At 44.3% G+C, this 19,365-nt stretch carries 14 protein-coding genes; 1 reads left to right on the top strand and 13 read right to left on the bottom strand.

The genetic code is table 11. The features are described from left to right. Positions 1 to 386: 386 nt before the first annotated feature. From GO493_RS29865 to GO493_RS29840, 6 genes are all read right to left on the bottom strand, one after another. Positions 387 to 641 (bottom strand): hypothetical protein, encoded by a 255-nt coding sequence (locus GO493_RS29865; RefSeq protein WP_157309909.1) that lies wholly within the window; start codon positions 639 to 641, stop codon positions 387 to 389. Positions 642 to 792: 151 nt separating this feature from the next. Next, the gene (locus tag GO493_RS29860; RefSeq protein WP_157309908.1) at positions 793 to 1,041 is read right to left on the bottom strand and encodes a hypothetical protein; all 249 of its coding nucleotides are present in this window, start codon (positions 1,039 to 1,041) and stop codon (positions 793 to 795) included. Positions 1,042 to 1,344: 303 nt separating this feature from the next. Further along, a complete protein-coding gene (locus tag GO493_RS29855) occupies positions 1,345 to 2,940 on the bottom strand; it encodes an NAD(P)/FAD-dependent oxidoreductase (protein ID WP_157309907.1) in 1,596 nt (531 codons plus the stop codon). 456 nt (positions 2,941 to 3,396) lie between these two features. Then, the gene (locus tag GO493_RS29850) at positions 3,397 to 4,395 is read right to left on the bottom strand and encodes a helix-turn-helix transcriptional regulator (RefSeq protein WP_157309906.1); all 999 of its coding nucleotides are present in this window, start codon (positions 4,393 to 4,395) and stop codon (positions 3,397 to 3,399) included. A 38-nt stretch (positions 4,396 to 4,433) separates the two neighbouring features. After that, entirely contained in the window at positions 4,434 to 4,955 is a 522-nt protein-coding gene (locus tag GO493_RS29845; RefSeq protein ID WP_157309905.1) for a hypothetical protein, read from the bottom strand. Positions 4,956 to 5,382: 427 nt separating this feature from the next. Beyond that, positions 5,383 to 5,910 carry an O-acetyl-ADP-ribose deacetylase gene (locus GO493_RS29840; RefSeq protein ID WP_157309904.1) on the bottom strand — a complete coding sequence of 176 codons (528 nt, stop codon included), beginning with the start codon at positions 5,908 to 5,910 and terminating at the stop codon, positions 5,383 to 5,385. A 95-nt stretch (positions 5,911 to 6,005) separates the two neighbouring features. On the opposite strand from GO493_RS29840, the gene GO493_RS29835 reads away from it, so the two are divergent. Continuing rightward, positions 6,006 to 7,241, top strand: coding sequence for a PA2928 family protein (locus GO493_RS29835; RefSeq protein WP_271711442.1), 1,236 nt, complete (start codon positions 6,006 to 6,008; stop codon positions 7,239 to 7,241). Between the two features lie 105 nt (positions 7,242 to 7,346). On the opposite strand, the gene GO493_RS29830 is transcribed toward GO493_RS29835, so the two are convergent. From GO493_RS29830 to GO493_RS29800, 7 genes are all read right to left on the bottom strand, one after another. Then, positions 7,347 to 7,820, bottom strand: coding sequence for a hypothetical protein (locus GO493_RS29830; protein ID WP_157309902.1), 474 nt, complete (start codon positions 7,818 to 7,820; stop codon positions 7,347 to 7,349). A 2-nt stretch (positions 7,821 to 7,822) separates the two neighbouring features. Then, the gene (locus GO493_RS29825) at positions 7,823 to 12,175 is read right to left on the bottom strand and encodes a DUF6443 domain-containing protein (protein ID WP_157309901.1); all 4,353 of its coding nucleotides are present in this window, start codon (positions 12,173 to 12,175) and stop codon (positions 7,823 to 7,825) included. 207 nt (positions 12,176 to 12,382) lie between these two features. Further along, complete coding sequence (locus GO493_RS29820; protein ID WP_157309900.1) at positions 12,383 to 13,753, bottom strand: discoidin domain-containing protein; 1,371 nt, start codon at positions 13,751 to 13,753, stop codon at positions 12,383 to 12,385. A 19-nt stretch (positions 13,754 to 13,772) separates the two neighbouring features. Next, positions 13,773 to 15,518: an alkaline phosphatase family protein gene (locus tag GO493_RS29815; RefSeq protein ID WP_157309899.1), complete on the bottom strand. Its 1,746-nt coding sequence runs from the start codon at positions 15,516 to 15,518 to the stop codon at positions 13,773 to 13,775. An 11-nt stretch (positions 15,519 to 15,529) separates the two neighbouring features. Beyond that, positions 15,530 to 17,104: a DUF5008 domain-containing protein gene (locus GO493_RS29810; RefSeq protein WP_157309898.1), complete on the bottom strand. Its 1,575-nt coding sequence runs from the start codon at positions 17,102 to 17,104 to the stop codon at positions 15,530 to 15,532. A gap of 15 nt (positions 17,105 to 17,119) precedes the next feature. Next, positions 17,120 to 17,815: a fasciclin domain-containing protein gene (locus GO493_RS29805; RefSeq protein WP_157309897.1), complete on the bottom strand. Its 696-nt coding sequence runs from the start codon at positions 17,813 to 17,815 to the stop codon at positions 17,120 to 17,122. A gap of 10 nt (positions 17,816 to 17,825) precedes the next feature. Beyond that, entirely contained in the window at positions 17,826 to 19,358 is a 1,533-nt protein-coding gene (locus tag GO493_RS29800) for a RagB/SusD family nutrient uptake outer membrane protein (RefSeq protein WP_198315869.1), read from the bottom strand. Positions 19,359 to 19,365 lie beyond the last annotated feature (7 nt).

Genomic DNA, 19,365 nt, shown 5'->3' with positions numbered 1-19,365 from the left:
AAGAAAAAATAGCACTTACTAATGACCATATCTTATCTTTGAAATCTTAAAACGCTCTTTCTTTTTTGGCTCTTCTTAGAGGGGATACCATCACCGGTACGAGGGGGTATCATCACCGGAATTTACAATCTATAAAATGTAATGCTATTCTTTACCATCATAAAATGTCAAGCTTTATTCAAGTAGTTTAAAAACATTGCATCTCTAGCCAGAATTTTATCATATCTGTTTCTAACAAACTAGATATGATGTTTATGCTATAAAAAGAGGATAAAAAACAAACATCTTGAGGATTGTTTAAACGCCTATCTGATTCCATGAGATTATCCGCATGAAAAGAGGCTGCTCAATACATTGAGACAGCCTCCTTTTATTCATTGTTTACATCAGTTGATTTGATAAAGTGTCAATGGAACACAAGGAGCACTTTGGATTGTTGTGATAGATGTATAGAACGTTGTCAGAGGTCCAGTAGCATCTTCTGGATTAGTAGTGTAACGTATATCCAAAGGCACAGAACAAACGTTGTTAACACCTGGTGTAAAATACCTAACTGAGATACGGGCTGCTTTAAAAGCCAGTGCACCACCTACTACTGCGAACAGAGCTACTGCGCTCAGGATAACTTTTGCTTTTTTCATAATCATAGCGCCTTTTAGAATCAAAAGGCGAAATTTAAAATTAGCGACGTTTCATTGCCTACTTTTTTCTAAGGGTGTTCGGCTTCTCCCTTGAGGTCGTGCCACCACGATTGCGCAATCGGGGTAACGTATCGTTACGTAACGGAAGAACTTAATTTTTCATCGTAATATAAGTCGGACAAGATCTCTCCTGGTATTTCGTCGTCAGCTCTGTAAAAGACCCCGTATTTGAAAACGTAATATTCAAATAGGTAATCGTTCTTATAGTACAGACGCCTCCAGGTTGAGCCGGTTTATAAAGATAGTTGGGGCTTTCATTCGCCTTAAACGCCAGCATTCCTCCTACCATACCAATCGCACCAATCATTACCAGAATAAATTTTGCTTTATTTCTCTTCATAATATTCTTATTCAATATTAATAGACCTTATATCCTATCTTAGCATTGAATAACTAGCGCTATACATGTGCCTACATCAATAGCCCTAACATAATCTTACACTAAGCAAAAATGGAAATCGGGTAAAGCATTAAACGCTATAAAAATTGGGTGATTAAGTTAACGAGTTTATAATGGTCTTTCAATGTTGAATGTGCATTAATGAATGACTTCCTACAAGTCCACTAATTTCATACTGCTAAGTTACCTCTTCTCTCATTCTAACGCTTAGGAGACCCGGAATTATATTTAGGAGATACACTCTTATTTCTTCTCCTCATGATACTCCTGCTCCGTATTAATCGACCATATATTCGCCTTCTCCTCTATCCCGCTCTCAATATTATCCACGGCTACCATCGCGGTCAGCATGGAATGATCTGCGTTGTTGTATTTGTGCATACCGTTCCTTCCAACCAGGAAGAGATTACGCAAAGTATCAGTATATGCACGGATCACATCAAACTTCTCATATGCGCCAAAGTAAGCAGGATAAGTCTTTTCCACTCTAAGCACAGTGCTATCCAGTACATTCGCGGCAGATATCAACCCTATTTTTTCTAACTCAAAAACGGCTAACTCCTTTATCTTCTCATCCGGCAATTTCCAGAAGTCGTCAGTATCATTACAGAAGAATTCCATTCCTACCCACACATTACCAGGATCTGCCACCATATACGGGCTCCAGTTGTTGAAGATCTGTAGGCGGCCTACTTTCACTCCGGCGTCTTGTATATAGATCCAGTTGTCTTTGAGATCAAGTTTTTTCCACTCTCCTGTATGCGGGTCTCTGGTAGACATTCGGCTTAGGAGGATGCCTACGGTGATGAAGTCACGGTACATAAGGCCGGAAGCAATCTCGCGTACCTCTGCAGGCACAGGGCCTTCAATATCGGCAATGAGCTCTTTCACCGGCATGGTACTGAAGAAGTAGTCGCCTTCCAGGTACAAAGGTTCGCCGGTTTGATTGTTGGATGCTACAATAGCAGTTACACGGTCTTCAATGGTGTATATCTTCTGCACGTCATGATGCATATGAATGATCCCTCCCATTTCCTGTACCTGGCGGGCAACTTCTTCCCAAAGCTGACCCGGCCCTAGCTTGGGATACAGGAACTGCTCGATCAGGCTTGTCTCTGTATCTTTCTGTGAGATGTCGCCGGAGGTGGCTGCTTTCCTGCGGGTGATCTCTTTAATTGCATGTGCGATAGCCTTGCTGATACTCACCCCTTTGATGCGCTGCGCGCCCCATTCTGCCGGTATTTCATGACAGGGTACGCCCCATACTTTTTCTGTGTAGTCACGGAAAAACAGTTCATAGAGTGTTTTCCCGAAACGGTTGATCATGAAATCTTCCAGGCAGTTTTCCGGCTTGCGTGGAAAAAGCTGTGCTTTCAGGTAAGAAAATAAGATAGCGATCGTCCTGCCTATCCCTAATTTGCGCAGGGTGTCAACGGATAAAGAAATGGGATAGGTAAAGAACTGCCGCAGGAAATATATGCGCGATAAACGTTTACGAACAAGCATAACCTTGTTCTGGTCCCGCGGGTGACCATCTCCATCGCTATCATTAGTAACTTCGGTCGATTTATTCTGATATTGTATTGTAAACTTCCTGTCTGCCGATTCTGCAAGCGGCAGGATCTTCATCCACCACTTCATTACACGGTCAGATTTTGAAAAGAACCGGTGGCCTCCAATGTCCATACGGTTACCCTTATAATTGACAGTTTTTGAAATACCGCCAATTTCCCCACTTTTCTCAAGGATCACAGGTGTAATGTCTGTTCGCTTCAGTAGTTCATATGCGGCGGTCAGACCGGCAGGGCCGGCGCCAATGATTATTGCTTTTTTAGTCATCTGAGGGTTCTTTGGTTAACGTTTCAAAATGTCATGTCTTTTAAAGAATGTCCCGCCTGGAAAAGCAGGACAGTTAGATATCCTCAATATACCATTAAAAGAATTTGAGCATACTTTCACATTACCAGCTGGAGCCACCCTCCGCAGAGCAAAGGGATGGACATCCGGCTGATTGATCTTTAATGCGGAATTCCCACATTATGCAAATAGTTGAGGAAAACAGACATCCGGTAGGGATGCTCATGTAAAGTGAAGTATAATACTAGTTCGTGCCTGTTGTAATAATGTTGGGATTAAACGTCTTCTCATCTGTTGTATCTCTTTATTTGGCATTAACAATTATTCCTGGGTTACGCTCAATGTTCGTTACAAATATCGTAAGTTCTCCGGTAATTCTATGGTAAGAAGGCGATTAATTTGAGGGCTTTTTTTTCTTATCTTTTTTACTATCCGCAGCTATATTTCCGCATTGTGATCACTCCTGTACCTGCCAGGCGTAATTCCCTCTGCCTGCTTAAATACCTTTATAAAATAAGACGGATCAGAGTACCCTACTTCCATCGCTATATCAGCTACAGACTGCATGGTATCTACCAGTAACTGTTTGGCTTTCTCTACCCGCTGCTGGGAGACATAGATCTTCACCGTACTTCCGATCTTCACTTTAAACGCACATTCCAGTATACGTTCAGGCAACCCGAGCAACTGTGCCCGCTGTTCTACATTAACATGCTCTTCAGGGCATTGCTCCACCCGTTCAATGAACTCATCTATTTCTTTCTCATGCTGCAGTATCAACCGGCTGTCCTGTTCAGAGATATGCGACAGGTCATTCAGATATGCGATCAGCAGATCACTGATACGGTTATTAATATACAGGTTACGCGCAGGCCCTGCCAGGTAACAATTCTTCATCTTTTCTATTTCTGTACGATGCGCCGCACTTACCCTTATGTTAGGCAATTTTAACGGAACGTCCTGACCATAAGATGCCAGCATATCATTCAGTAACGGATAGGCTTCTGACAATCCTTCCAGCAATGACAACGGCACCCTGAAATAAACGGCGCGGTATTTATTTCCTCCGGTAAAACTTATCTTATAAGGCACTCCCGGAGCCAGGTACAGCAATCCTATTTTACCTGTTTGCAATGAAATATGCCCGTTCGGATATGATAACCGGAGATTACCCGTTAACATAACCTGCACAATAATGAGCGGCTCAGTTACTGAAACAGACAACTCCATATCTATCAGCGGTTCTGCATACAGTTCATTGTACACACTATCTTTAACAGGCACCTGCTGACGGATCATCACTCCCCAATGGCCGGATACACAAGTAGCTTGCGCATCCTCTATGGGAATACGTAATTTACGATAACAACCAGGCACAGCCTGAGCTGTTACCGTCTCTTGGGCAATATTGCCAGGTAGATGGAACTTAAGTGGCATATTGGAAAGGTTTGGTGAATGGTAAATAAATATGATTCCTATTTCTTGTTCTCCGGGTTTGGATTCATCATTCCTAAGGCAAACAGGAACTTATTGATGAAAAATATAGTCTCTCCTCCTCCCATCCTGTCTTTCTTTTCATCCTCTTCCAGGGAGAACGGAAAGGTCAGTGTCTGGTAAGATCCCTTACCAAGCAGCACCCGCAGGTCTTTGGATTTGAACCCGCCTCCCAGGTAACAATAATCTCCCGTCTCTATATCAACTCCTACATCCTGGTGCACATACATCATCTCATTTTCATTCTGTATAGCATAGATAAGCAGCTTATGCACACCGGGAGTTATTTCAAGACGTAACAGCAGGTTATCTTCAGTGGCATTAATAATGGTGTACCAGAAGGGTCTTTCAAACATTTTCATACGCTGGATCAACAGCTCGCATTTGGGCGAGGAATAATACAAAGGTTCAAATTCGGATATAATCTGCTGCTCCAGGTGCGCCGGCGCTTTCATACTTTCCTTGAAAGGTAGTAACGGGTTAAAATTTACATCTACTTTCATATGAGCTATTTTGGGTGAAGAGGAGAATAGGATTGGAATACTTCACTGCACACCTGCGGCAGCTAAGTAGGTAATTATGAGTCAGTGCACCTTTAGCAGTAAGATAAAATAGTTTAAGAATACGGATATCTCTCATACGTTTATTGTGGATACTGATCATCTTATTCAGGTTAACTTGCCATTTAATACCGGTTCTGTTATTCTCAGGGGAACATTTCTTATCCGGATTGGGTTAAACACATCTTTATCCCTTCGCTGCAACCTTCTCGCAGTAAGGCTTTCAATGCAAATTGCGATGAAATGAAATTACAAAATATTTCAAATAAAAAAGTTAATAGCAACAAGAAATATTGCTGCTATTACTCACACAGCTAATTTGGAAAAAAACGAGTCACTATTTGCTCATCTTTTCACTACCCTGTTATCCCTATTCTTCAGCCATCATCGAAGTATATAGCTCATAGTTCTCCTGGTCAAAACACACAAACACGACCTGCTTTATCGACCGGTTCTTTCGCAGGAATGCCTTAACCGCATCAATAGCTATTTCAGCAGCTACCTTTTTAGGAAACCGGTAAATGCCTGTACTGATATTGGGAAACGCAACGGTTGCTACCTCATTCTCCATTGCCAGTTTCAGGCTGTTGATATACGCATTCTTCAACAATGTCTTTTCTTCTTCACTTCCCTTATTCCATACAGGACCAACAGTATGGATCACATATTTTGCGGGTAGCTTCCCCGCAGTAGTGATCACTGCCTCCCCTGTTTTACACCCACCCTGTCTTTCTCTTATCCTGTAACATTCTTCCAGTATTGCTGGCCCGCCAGCGCGGTGTATAGCGCCATCTACTCCCCCGCCGCCCAGTAACGAAGAGTTAGCAGCATTGACAATAGCATCCACCTCAGTTTTGGTGATATCGCCCTGCTTCACTGTTATTCTTGCATCTGTCATGATGATAATTTTTTAAAGAAAGCCCCGGTAAGTTAAGAAATTTATAACTTGTGCTGTTCCTTGCACTTATATGCAACTATAAACTATTATTTATCATGAACCGCTCTTCGAAGACTGGAATTTTCATCGCTGTGGTATTCGGGCTTGTTATGCTTGTCGGATTACCTTACTATATTTTTTCGGTGATGAAAAAACACAGTAGCAGCAACGCCCAGGACGATGCCATTGTATATATGCACAATGGCAAACCGGTACTGGCCACAGTGCTGAAAAAATTCCAGGCCAGCTCTGTCAGAAGCAGCAAAGGATTTACCTCTGTATCAGGTTCTTCAAAGTTATATGCCCAGGCTATAGATATAGAAACAGGCAAAGTATTATGGAGCCACCGGCTCAAAGCTGAGAACAACCGCGGCCAGGATTGGGGAGATGCAATACTGCTGGGCCAGTCTTCCAGGTATCTCTTCTTCCTGCGCAATGAACTGTATGTCATCAGCAAAGAAACCGGCGAAATCGTAGCGCGCAATGAAAACCTCAAAGATCTGCAGGATAAGCTGCTTACCGAAAGCTCCATATATCCCACATTCATAAACAACTACGCTTACAACGATTCTCTACAGGCTGTGGTCATAAAAGGTTCCGACGGACTCACCTATCTCCTGGACGGGAATACACTTCAGACCAAACAGGAAGACAACCCTTACTTTGAGAAATCAACACATAAACCGCACCATATAGACTATAATACCCAACTGGTAACTATCACCAGAGAAGGAGAATTATACTCCGCCCTGATGAGCGATAAAGATCAACAGTTACTACAACAGGGAAATAAAATACCTTACGGCCCCCGGGAAGCAGCACGCAGGTTTCTATTCACCGGCAAACAGCTTACGCTCCAAAAAGCAAACAACGACCTATACCTCTATGGTGGATTCCTGAAAGCTGCTAACCAGGACACCCTCCTATTCAGCCAGAACGATCCCCTGTATTATAAAGGCATTTACCAGCTGCTCAGCCGTGGAGATGAGAAACACCAAACAGCTTTCCAGCTCCCGGGAGGCGGCCATATTATCCTTCACCGCACCACTGTTGAACGGGATGCGCCTATACTGTTAACTGCCGTAAAACAGGATGGTAAGAAGTTATGGCAGATAGCTACCAATATGCGGAATATCGTCAAGGTAATAGAGTTGCCTGATCATTTAGTAGTAATGGCCAGCCAGGAGAATAACAACAGCTTTAGTGATCTGCTCTATATCTCATTGTCTGATGGTAGTACCAGGAAATATAATTTTAAAGATGGGACTTTCAGCCCGCTCATTGGGAAATAAGGAGGCTGAAACCCCTGTCAGCATTATGCTGATAATTTGTAGGTAAAGAATTTACTATGTAGCGCTGTTGAAGACCTGTGACGGATGACAACTTTAACGATTTATTCATTTAAATGAAACCGGTTTTTCGTACCAGATCTTGTAACGTTTTTCGCGGGTCACATTATTAATTATTTCAAAAAGACCATCTAAATCTTTTTGATAAAAGTTTGCCACATCAATTATTTTAGTCTTGTTACCAAACTTTAATTCAATTCTTTTTTGATCCCCATCCTCGGCAAAATGATTGATATACTCCTGCTTCAGGGTATCAATGTCAAAAGAGCTGAGATAATTACAGATATTTAATCTATCATCTTCGGTTAAGGCTTTACTAAATACAATTTTATTGGTATCTCCAACTACACCTCCAATAAATTCAATCGAGAGACTATCATTGCTAATATTATAAAAGTCTGTATAAGCCCGGGAAGGATGTGCATTCCAAATATGTATTAAATATTTCGTATTACAACTTTGAGGTGGTTGGTTGGCACACCCCGAAAGTAAAGCGGCTATAATTATTATAATTTTTCTCATGATCATGGTAATACTCTGTCAGGAATATTATGTTCCTTGCGAATTTTATTTTCAAAGCTTCTTGCTTTTACTTCCTCATTGTTTAATTTTTTACCCGGCACTTCTGGATCCGTTTTCCCGGAGTCGCTACGGTCTCTTTGTCCTGTCATCATGTTTTGAGCATGTTTCAATTCATGTCCAATAGCTATTACAGTTGGTCTTTGAGTATTTCCGTTAACATCAGTTCCTCCTTCAGTATCGTATGGGCTATACCTAATCACAACATCGGATCCTTTTCCTTTAGAGCCGTCAGGTTGTAAGTCTGCTTCTGGATTTTCATCGGCAGCATTTGTTACATTTTCATAAATGGCTTCCGTTACCCAAGCTTTCTTGTCTGAATTTATTATAGATTTTACCAACTCGGTTCCGATTGGTTTATCGGCTCCTGTATTTATCATGCTAAAAGTACTAACTTCTCCTGTATTAATTGCCAAAGTCGCTTGCTGGGTATTTGCAAAAACTACTTTTCCACTGGGCAGCAATGCCAACTTATCATTTGTGAGTTTTTGCAGATCTGAAAATGCTCTCTGCATAAATTTTGCATCACCACGTAAAATGATATCTGTTGGCGCCATCCCATCAGCATCAACAAATCTTATTGGATTATCGAATGCATAGTTAAAAGGAGAATGCCTTCTCATCTTCTCCGCAAGAGGATCCACAACATGCCACCTCCCAATCTGCTGATCATACACCCTGGCGCCATAATCATACCATTCCAACCCGTTTCCATTCACAAACTCCCTACTCTGCAACTCCTTCCCATTATATTTTAACCTATTCCCAGTATAGCTATTACCTTTCAAAGCATTTGCACTAATCCCTGCCATTGTCAACCCAAACGGATAATAATGCGTCTCTTCCAACAACGGTCCGCTATTATGCACAACTACCAGGTTATCAAAGAACACGTTTTCTGCACTCTCATTAGAAGAATAAATATAAATAAATCCTGTCTTCTTTATCACCATACTTCCGGTTCCCAGCGGTTGAATAACGTTCGGACTACCCTGTACCTGCCTGACTCCACTATTCTCATTCACCATTTTAAACTGATCATCGAACAGAACATAATTCAAGTAAGCTTTAGGCTTATCACTCAGGTTCTGTAATGGATCAGTATTCTTTAAGGCCTGGTAATCATCTCCTGTAAAGTTATTGGCAATTGGAGCATTAGCGCCAAGAGCCGCATGAACTCCTTCAGTCAGATTTCCAGTGCTGAAAGCAGAAATGGCAGCTATCACCATTTCTTCAGCAGTGGCAGCTGATTGGCTGGCGCCGGCACTCTGGTAAAAGGCCTTTACAACCGCCTGAATAGTATCTCCTGCCATGACTCTCAAAACTAATGAAGGTCCTATTTTAGCAGCATTCTTGTTCAGTTTGGCAACATAAGTATTAGGATTTGTTGTTGCATCTTCCGGATAACCAGCAGGTAATGTTGAACGGGTAGCATCTATGTTACTGAACAAAGCATTCTCTTTTTCAGCAGCAGCTGTTTCCATCGTAGCAGCATAAACATTCGCTTCCGCCTGTGTTCCCAGTACAACTCTCACGTTACCAAGGTGATCTTTCTCAAAATAATCATAGGCATAAGTAACCGGCTGACCGGATTTATACACCGGGCGAATACGCCCTTCTTCATGCCCGGTATACTCCAAACTATCCTGTCTGTAAACAAAACCAGCAAGATAATCGGTAACAGTTATTCTGGACGGTGATACTGTGTTATCTACCACAGTCTTTTTCAGCTTATTACCTGCTGCATCGTACAAATAGCTGATCACACCTTTCCCGATGATTGTAATCTGTGCAGGGAGATTTAAATGATTGTAAACAATAGAACCGATATTCTTATTCTGATCAGTTATCAGGTTGCCATTCGCATCATAGCTGTAGTCATCTCCTGTATTGGTGCCATTATTGAAATCTCCCAGTTTAGCTTCTGCCGTACTGCCTGGATCTGCAACTGCCAGCAGCTTATTACTATTAGTCTGATAAGAATAACTAAGTTGGTCGATAGTTGCAACACTGCTTCCAACCATACCTTTCTGCGTCATGGAGTTAATGTTACCATTAGCATCATACAACAGATTATTTACTGAAAAGTCTACTTTATCATTTGTCCATAAACTACTTCCACTATTCTGTTGAGTAAAATCCGCTACTGTAAGGCGGTTTACCTTATCGTAGCCATAACCATACGCCCGGCCAATGCCATCACCTTTTGTCTTCCATTTGATACCGGATATATTTCCATTATACTGATTAGAGGTAAATCCCTGATCATAGCTCAACTCTTGCCCGAACCAATTAGAGCTGCTATTAGAAGTATTTACAAAAGCCTTGTTAATACCCGACACCCAACCACGGATATTATAGGTATAAGTCACCGAATCCAGCTGTGCATCAGCTCCGGTTACTCCCAGGCGCTTCTGTTTAAGCTGTCCCAATTCATCATAACTATTAATTGCTACTACTTGCTCTGCCTCATCGTCTATCTTCTTTTTCACCTCGATCAACCTGCCGGCAGCATCATATAAATTAGTAGTCAATATCCTTACTTCCGGCGTCAGCACGCTTCGGGGATTTTTATGGTTAACATAGCTACTTAGCACTTTACCATTAAAATCATAAAGACTGGTTACGACCTCACGTCCCCCAACATTATTCTCACTTATAGTTTGGATAGTACGTCCTTTATCATCATAGTAAGAACTGGCAGTTAACCACTGATCTGTACCTAATACACGCACCTTTGATCCTGTAACTAACCCGTTGGTCATAACACTCGGTGTACCAGGTAATGCTTCCGCATAAGGATTTCTCCCGGCCTGTGGCTTGCTAATGTCGCCGGCTTCAAAAGGAAGTCTGCCGGCATAATCATAATTATCGTAATAGGTATATGTCAACGGCGTCAGATCTGCTGAAGATATCCCAGGCAGCGGATTAGTTGCAACTATTGCCGTTGTTCCCGAAGAACCTCCCGGTTCAATATTAGCATCGAAAGTTGCCCCTTCCCCTGAATCAAAATTTGCCGTAAAGTTTATGTTCTGAGTAGCCGTAAATTTGTTCTCTCCTGCATACCTGTCAACATACAGATCTGCTTTAGCGGGGAAATCATAACTAATTGTCCCACTGCCGGAAGAAGCTGTATTCATACTCTGCTGTAACACCTCCCTTGTACCGGCCGACTTATAAATTGCCGTCATAACAGGACGATTCAACGCATCGTAAAATGTAGCCAGCCATTCGGGTGTAGATTTAGAACGTTGCACAGCATCCTGCGTAAACACCAGCCTGTCCCGCGTATCATACACCATGTAAACCGGACCAGCTCCAGGTACCTGCTTTACTATCATCCTGTTACGATTATCAAACTGATAACTGAAGCAAAGTTCTATCGCAACATCTGTCGTAATACTCCAGCTGGCTATAATTGATTCTACTGCTTTGGGAGGTATCACAAATGCAAGGTTACCCAGATCATCATACACGTAATATGTACATAACCATCCCACATGAGCGCTACCAGGAGTATTGACCAGTTGAGATTTCTTCAGGATCACTTTCCCCTCTTTATCTTTATACTCAATTACCTGGCTTCCCCCTTCATCAATTGTGACGTTCTTATACAATTGATTGGCGGCATAAGTACTGACACTTACAGGAACCACAGCATTCATTTTCCATATACGTACCGAATCAGTGACTGTATTAGCCAGGTATTGATTCGCCACAGGCCTGTTCCCTCCTTGCTGTGCCCAGCTATTTCCCGGAGCATAGGCCTTTAATATCCTGTTCAATGGAGAAGATTCATATTCCACCTGGCTATAGTAAATATTCTCACCGGCAACACCAGGATTAAGAATATTATTCTGATAAAAGGCCTGTTGCTCACCAAACGGATCCATTTTAAACTTACCATCATTACTATTACCAGATTGTTGAACATAAGGCAGATACTTAAATCTCTCCCGTCCATACGCATCATAGACTACCGGTGTCACAAGGTCCCTCCCCTGGGAACTGACCGCCTTCTGCACCGTCTGCAGCGGACGACCAAGACCATCAAAATACTGTGTTCCCTGCTTTACTTCAGACAACGTCCTGTTCTCTGATACCACCACATTAATATCAGATGTAGGCATACTCGGCTCCCAGGAGCGGATATAGTTCACAACAGTATTATTATACCGGGACGGTACAGTAGTTGGCACTGCATTTACGGGCTGTCCTGCAACAGGAACATTCTGGGCCTGTAAACCGGACATACCGGCTACCATGGTACATATCAATAGATAGATAGACTTTCTCAATATTCTAAAATTCAACTTTCAGGTAATAGGGGCATTACAATGACAGAACCATTAAGATCCGCATCACATAACCATAAAGCAAAATTATAACTGAGATGCTTAAACGATCATAACATCTTCGTGCCATAAATCAGTGGTTGCCAATCTCTCGTATACAAAAAAAGGCCGGCAAAACGCCAGCCTTCTCAAAGGGTATTCAAAGGGAAACTACGGTCGTTTCAGCAACCTCCACTCCGCCAGCTGGAAAAGCGTACCACTGCCCACAGCACTCACATTAAGACGGTAAAACTTAAAAGCAACCTGGTTGGAGAAAGTATACTTCACCGTCAGGAAACGTGAACCAAACGCCTGGTTAGTACGGGTATCCAGCACAGTCCAGTCAGTACCATTATCAGATCCTTCTATAGTCCAGTTCTTCGGGTCCCTGCCGGGAGCATCATTGGCGGAAGTCATAGTATAAGCTCCCGTTGTCTGCGGAGTGGCAAACTCCAGCTGCGCCCATACAGTAGAAAAGTTGAAGAGCAGGAATTTAGTATTGATGTTATTATCAACCAGTTTACCTGAAGTCTCATTGGCATTGCTGGTATTCTCATATTGGGTCTTATAGCTGATATTGGTATTGGTAATATCTGTCTCTATCAGTTTTGTAGGATCCAGCTCCATCACCAATACCCGTTTTGAAGAATCCAGTAGGTGTTTGGTCGGACTGCTTAACTCTACCGCCAATACAGGCTTATTAGCGGCATATTTTTGTAATGACGATGTCTTGACCACCAAATTGAATTTAGCGGTATTTATGCCCGCTGGAAAGCTCAACGAGGCAGGTAGTGAATAGTCATCCCCCTCCTTCAGTAATACAGCATTATTGAATGTACCATTATCTATCAGCGCCTGCGCTGTATCCGGGAAAGCTGCCAGGTTAAGGGAAAAGGCGCCGCCCGCTACACCGCCCAGCGTCACGCTGACAGGTATGGTCACCTCCATAGTACCCAGGATATGATCAGTACCCGATGGCACCGGCCATATCTTTCCCGCCTCTGTGAACGACAGGTAATGAATATCTTCCGGCCGGATGATCTCTGATGTATTGATCACCACAATAGCAGTAGCGCCGGCGGCATCCAGGGTATTGTTCTTACCTGGATTGCTCAGGGTAACCGCCAGCGCCAGTTTACTGCCATAATACTTTTCTATTGCCTGCATACTCACCTGCAGAGGAATAGTAAAAGTATCGATCCCGAAACGGATCTCTGCGGAGCGGGGTAATTGATAAAAAGCTTCATCCAGCAGCATTGCACCAGGCAACTGCTGGTTATTGATCAGCTGCGTAACCGTATCGTTATTCACACCTATATCAACAGTAAAGATCTTAGGCGCAGCAGCAGATAGCACTACCTGTACCGGCACCATTACATAATCTACCGAACGGGTATAGCTGCTGCCACCCGGTACAGCTATCTGCCCGTTATTGCTGCGCAGGGATACACTCACAGCTGTCAGCTTCTCATCATTGAACTTCTCATCCTTATGACAGGAGCACATCAACAGCAATAACAGGATAAATATGTAGCGACTCATGTTATAGTTTTTTTGTTCGTTATTTGCCGACTGAGATATACGATGTGACCCATACCCTTCCATCCAGCTCCCACTTTGTATCGGCCGCTATCTGCAGCCAGTTCAGCACCTGCCGGGCTATATCCACCGGTTGCGGCACCAGCTGGGAAAGATTGGAAGAAGAATTAGGACATACCAGGTCACTGAAATCATCCCACTTATAACTACCATTTATTACAAAATCATGGGCATATTCCGTCTGGTCTTTAAATACCCCTCCAAAACCATCCTTACAGGGCCAGTAACCTATCAGGTAATCTTTGTAAGGATGCGATGAAGGCAGCTCCGGTGCGCATACATAAGCGCTGATCACACTGTCCGGCAATGCCGCCCGCCAGAAACGCACTTCAGTGATATAGGCGTTCAGCCAGCGGTTATTGTCAGTCACATTACCAGGCATAAAGCCCAGTGTCAAAGGACTATCCGTATCAAAATTGCCATATCCCGTAATCTCCCCTTCTGTATTAAAAGCGCCATCAGTATAAAGACGTATATAACGCTTGCCGTCCCTGTTCACAAATACCGTAGTGATGTCATGCCAGCGCCCATCGGCAATATTGGCGCCGGTCGACATGTTAAAGCCCGCTCCCGACTGACCATAATGCACACCCCAGCCATTCACTTCCAGCGATATGTTCCAACCCGTATTATTCCACCAGTCCATAGACATATTGTTACCCAGGATAGAAGGATAGGTATAGGAATAGTCCCCATAGGACGTTTTGTTCTTTTTGATCTTCAGCGCAATAGTGGCTTCATTACTACTGCCCAGGTTATAATCCTCCTTACCTTGTGTAATAGTAGCATATACCGCCGTAGCAGCAGTATTACCGTAAAGACGTACAGACTTACCGGAATAACGGTTACCTGTATACGGCCTGTCTACAAAACTGGGCGCATAACGCGGAGAATAATAAAAGGTAAATGTGTTGACTTTGGTATTACTGAGGATAGTGCCATCATCATTAGAGGGATCTATCGTATAAGGACCTCCGTTGCCGGAAGTGACAATGACCAGCCAGTCTTCCTGCTGGTATTGCTGCCGCTGCTGTAAAGCGGCCAGGATGCGGCCTGCATAATCATCAGCCTGTAAGATAGCTGCCTTGTATTCAGGGATGCCTGCATCAAAGCCATATTGCCTCCCTGCTTCCATCACATTGCTGAATTGCCCGAACACCAGCCCGGCCGTATCTACCTTCAGCTCATCCAGGATAGCCTGGAAAGTAGCCTCGTCATTATTATTGAAAGTCCGGTTCACATCAGCACCGGACATCAGCATACTGCCCAATGAATCAGAAGAGCTGTAGGCAGCTATCCTGAATGCAGGCATACGCGTTTTAATATGCTCAAAGAAAACAGGATAACGGCCCAGCTGATTATCACTCAGCGTATTGCTGATCACACCATGTTTCTCCTTATGTACACCTGTCAGCAGGTCTGCCCAACCTGTGGTTCTCAGGTATAACGTATCACTGATACTGTTCCATGAATAGATGGCATGCTCCGCCATCCCGTTCAGATGAGGCGCCTGCGCATCTCTTACAGATTCGCCACGGGCGCCGTCTATCACCAGGAAAAGTATCTTTGGCGTCCTTGCCGTCACACCGGTGGTATCCTCATATTCCCGCTCTTCCAGCATACGGTCAAATCCCTTGTTACAGGCGGCCAGCAGCATGCCGGTCATCATCAGGGCCAGCCATTTAAAATGTTGAATGTTACAATACATATACGGCAGTTTTATTTGAACAGCAGGCGCACAATGTTGGAGATCTCCTTACGGTTGAAGGAGCTGAAGCTTCCCAGCAATAATGCCTGTGTTTGTCCGGAAGTGTTGGTTGTTTCAAATATTCTGTTCAGGTAACCACTAAAATCTGCCACATTATTATAGCCTGCAGCCAGCGCACCCGTTTTATCCAGTACCATGAACCCGCTACGGTGTATACCTCCGTAACTCTGAAAGGAACCGCTTACAACTATCATCCCGTTATTCAGTTGCTGAGCGCAGTCGTAATAAGTACCGGCTTCTTTTGAAAGGGCCTGGAACTGGTTGTCTAACGCACCATCAGTTTTCAGCATCACCATGCCGTTAACAGCAGCTCCGTCAAAAGAGGTGAAGGCTCCCGTTATCATAAACCGTTGAGTAACGGCATTATAACGGATACTGGTGATAGTGTTATCGGCCCCTGTACCGCCAAAGCCGGCATCCAGGCTACCGTCAGTATTAAGCCGGGCTATGTTGGAAGCATTCTGCCCGTTATAGCGGGTAAAACGTCCTACAATAATGAGCTTTCCGTCCTCCTGCATAAAAGCATCAGAGATAGGTCCGTTAGCGCCTTCATAACTCCTGTGCAGAGATAAGTCATAGTTGAAAGTGGAATCCAGCGAACCATCAGCATTAAAGCGGGCAATCCGCTTCACCAGCACACTGTCAGTCACAAGCGAATCCCTTTCATTACGCGTATCAGACACACCATACACATATTGCAGGTAATAGTTAAAATCACCAATGGCTATGACCTTATTCTCATGTACAAATACCCGCCGTATCCAGCCGTCTGTACCACCATTGAACGCAGGTACAGTATCCTTGTCAGTGAAAGTGTTGACAGTCATAGAATCTATCGATCCATTACTGTTCAGCACAGTAATGTTGTGCATTTCAGCCAGGTGTATATCGTAAGATGCAAACCTTCCGGCTACTACCAGCTTTCCGCTGGGCAGGGCGGCAACAGTGTTCAGAGAGCCGTCGGCTCCTCTCCCGGACTGCAGGCTACGGTCTATCTCCCCATCGCGGGATGTCATTACTATCCGGCTGACAGGCCTTATTATCCCCTTCCGCTCATAATCCGTAAAATCTCCCACCAGCAGCAACCGCCCGTCTGAAAAACGGTGTACGTCATTCACACTACTGTTGGCGCCTACCACCACTTTGAAGTTGTTATCAATATCCAGGTTACCTTTCACTGTGAATACAGGACCGAAAAATATCTGGTCTCCTATCGTTACAGAGGTAACGCCGGTACTGGCGGTAACAGGCACCTTCACCTGAATACCGAAAGAATCTACTTTGATGATTTCTCCGGCGGCCCCGTTAAAATTGAAATGGATAGAATCCCGGTGTTTCAGTAACCCCGTGCCCTTGAAGGCAATCACTGCTCCCGGCGCGCCATCATTGGGAGAAGGCGGATCTGTACTGAGTTTAACACCAAGCGGTTCTTTACCGCCGGCATAAGGATCATCGTATACTTTGTCCTTACTGCAGGCTATTACCATCAGCACCAGCAGCAGGAAGAATGTCTTGATCAGGTTCATGTTAAAGATGTTTTATTACTCTCCGTTCTGCATGGTGGTTACTGCGTCCTGCAGGAAATAGTTGATGTCAAATCCGAAATAGATATCAGACAACGCATGCACTACCCCATTATAGGTGGTAATGTTACTGGAAGCAACCTTGTAGGTGGTCCAGTTATTCATAGGCCTTGCAGGGTCAGGAATAAAGGATATAGACAGCTGCCGGTAACCAACATATTTCACCCCGTTATCGTCATTGTATATCACCCCTATGTTCATTGGCGTCTGGTTCCAGGAAAGAAATCCCTGGCCGGGGTAGATGTTCAGCAGGTTGTAATCTATCTGCGGATAGTCTTTCAGCTGGTTGGCGCCATGAAACATATACATCTGCAGGTACTTACGCCATATCTCTGCAGGTACGTCCTCCAGTGTTTTCACAGTATCTTCGTTCAGCAGGTAAAGCGTAAAGTTCAACCGCTTTAATGTAGAAAGCACAGCCCTGTCTGTGGGAGCAAAAAAGGTAAGCGTATCCTCCTTAAACACATCTTCCATACCGGCTATCCGCACAATGGCAGCCACAGTATCAAAGAACAGCGGAACAGCGTCAAGGTATTCCAGCGTACTGCCTTTGAAGCTAGGATCATGCCTGCCGGAATCCTGGTAATAATCATCTTTATTGCAGGCGCACAAACCAAGTATGATAGCTGCCATAAGGCATATGATAGTTCTCATAAACATTATTTTATCTTAACCAGTAATTGTTCAGTTCCATATAAGGGTTATTATTCAGCGCAGCTGTACTGATAGGCCATGTCCATCCGCCGTTCTCAAACTGTGTGAGGGTAAGCGGGGTATAACACCACAGCTGATTGGTAACACGGCCGGTACGTACCAGGTCAAAATAGTAGTGGCCTTCCATCATCAGCTCCTTGGCCCTTTCGGTGAAGATGGCGTCTTTCAGCGCCTGTCCGCCACCGCCCTGGTACAACGTGGTCTTTGCCCTCTCTCTTATAATATTCATCATACGGATGGCTTCATCTTCCTGTCCCAGCTCTGCCAGCGCTTCCGCTCTTAACAGTATAGCTCCGGCGTAACGCAGTACTATCAGGTTGTTATCCACGTTCACATCAGAATTACCCTGCTCATACAGGCTGTTATATTTCAGGAACATAAAAGTGCCGTCGTTGGCAAACATCTGCGAGTCAAACCACACCTCCATCCTGGCATCCGGAACACCCGTAGGATATAACCGGCGCAGGTACTCAGCGCGGAAATAGGTAAAGCTGTACTGGTGACCATTAGCCGGACGCTTATACGGGTAATGCACTACCAGCTCTGAAAGATCATTCCACTTCTCAGCCAGTGTCTCTCCATAGTTAGAGCTGATCACAATATCAAACAGGCTCTCTTTTGAACGGCCTTTAAAAATGGTGAACGATTCAGCTATAGGTAACAGAAGGTGCGCTCCGCTTTCCATCAGCTCGGCGCCCTCCTGTGCAGTTGCTTTGTAATAATTCTGCGCATTGGCCTTGTCAAAACCGGCATTCCACATATTCATCTCCATCAGCAGCCCCAATGCTGCGCCCCTGCATGCGCGCGCACCCTGGTAAGCAGGCTCCGTGAATGTCCACGGCAGGTCTGCAGCTACGGCAGACAGGTCAGCAATACAATTGCTCATGACCGTTACCATCTTCTCCCTGGGTAAAGGCGTTTTATGATAGGCATCAGTATAGTAGGGTACATCTCCCCACAAACGGACCATAATGAAATATGACAGGCAACGCATAAATACAGCCTCCGCCTGGTAGGTCTTTATCTGCTTTTCATCCAGCCCGGATATAGAACGGCGGGCAATTTCATAATGCAGGATATTACAGGCCTGTATAATGCGGTAATAAGGCTTCCAGTCAGCCAGGTTAGGCAGGTCAAAAATATCCCAGAAGCCCTTGCCGGCAGGTGTATAGATAAGCGGCAGCAGATCGTTCTTCGCCGCATACTCCACGAAAGTGCGGTCATTCCCGTCATTCTTCTGCGGAGACATAGCCAGCATTCCGCCCCTTACTTCGCCAGCTACGGCAAACAGCGGACAGGAGCCCGTAGCATCACGGAACAAACCGTAGATGTCCCACATATTATCTTCCACATCCTTGGCGGTTTTAAAGAAAGTATTGCCGGAAAGGCGGTCCAGCGGTTCCACATTAAGGAACTTCTTACAGCCATACTGGCCGCTCAGCAGCAGCAAACAGAGGCTGATATAAATGGTCCTTCTAAGCATAGTCAGT

This window comes from Chitinophaga tropicalis, from assembly GCF_009758205.1.
GTDB classification, from domain to species: Bacteria; Bacteroidota; Bacteroidia; order Chitinophagales; family Chitinophagaceae; genus Chitinophaga; species Chitinophaga tropicalis.
The sequence above is the reverse complement of the archived record's forward strand: the minus strand, read 5'-3'. Positions and strand labels throughout refer to the sequence as shown.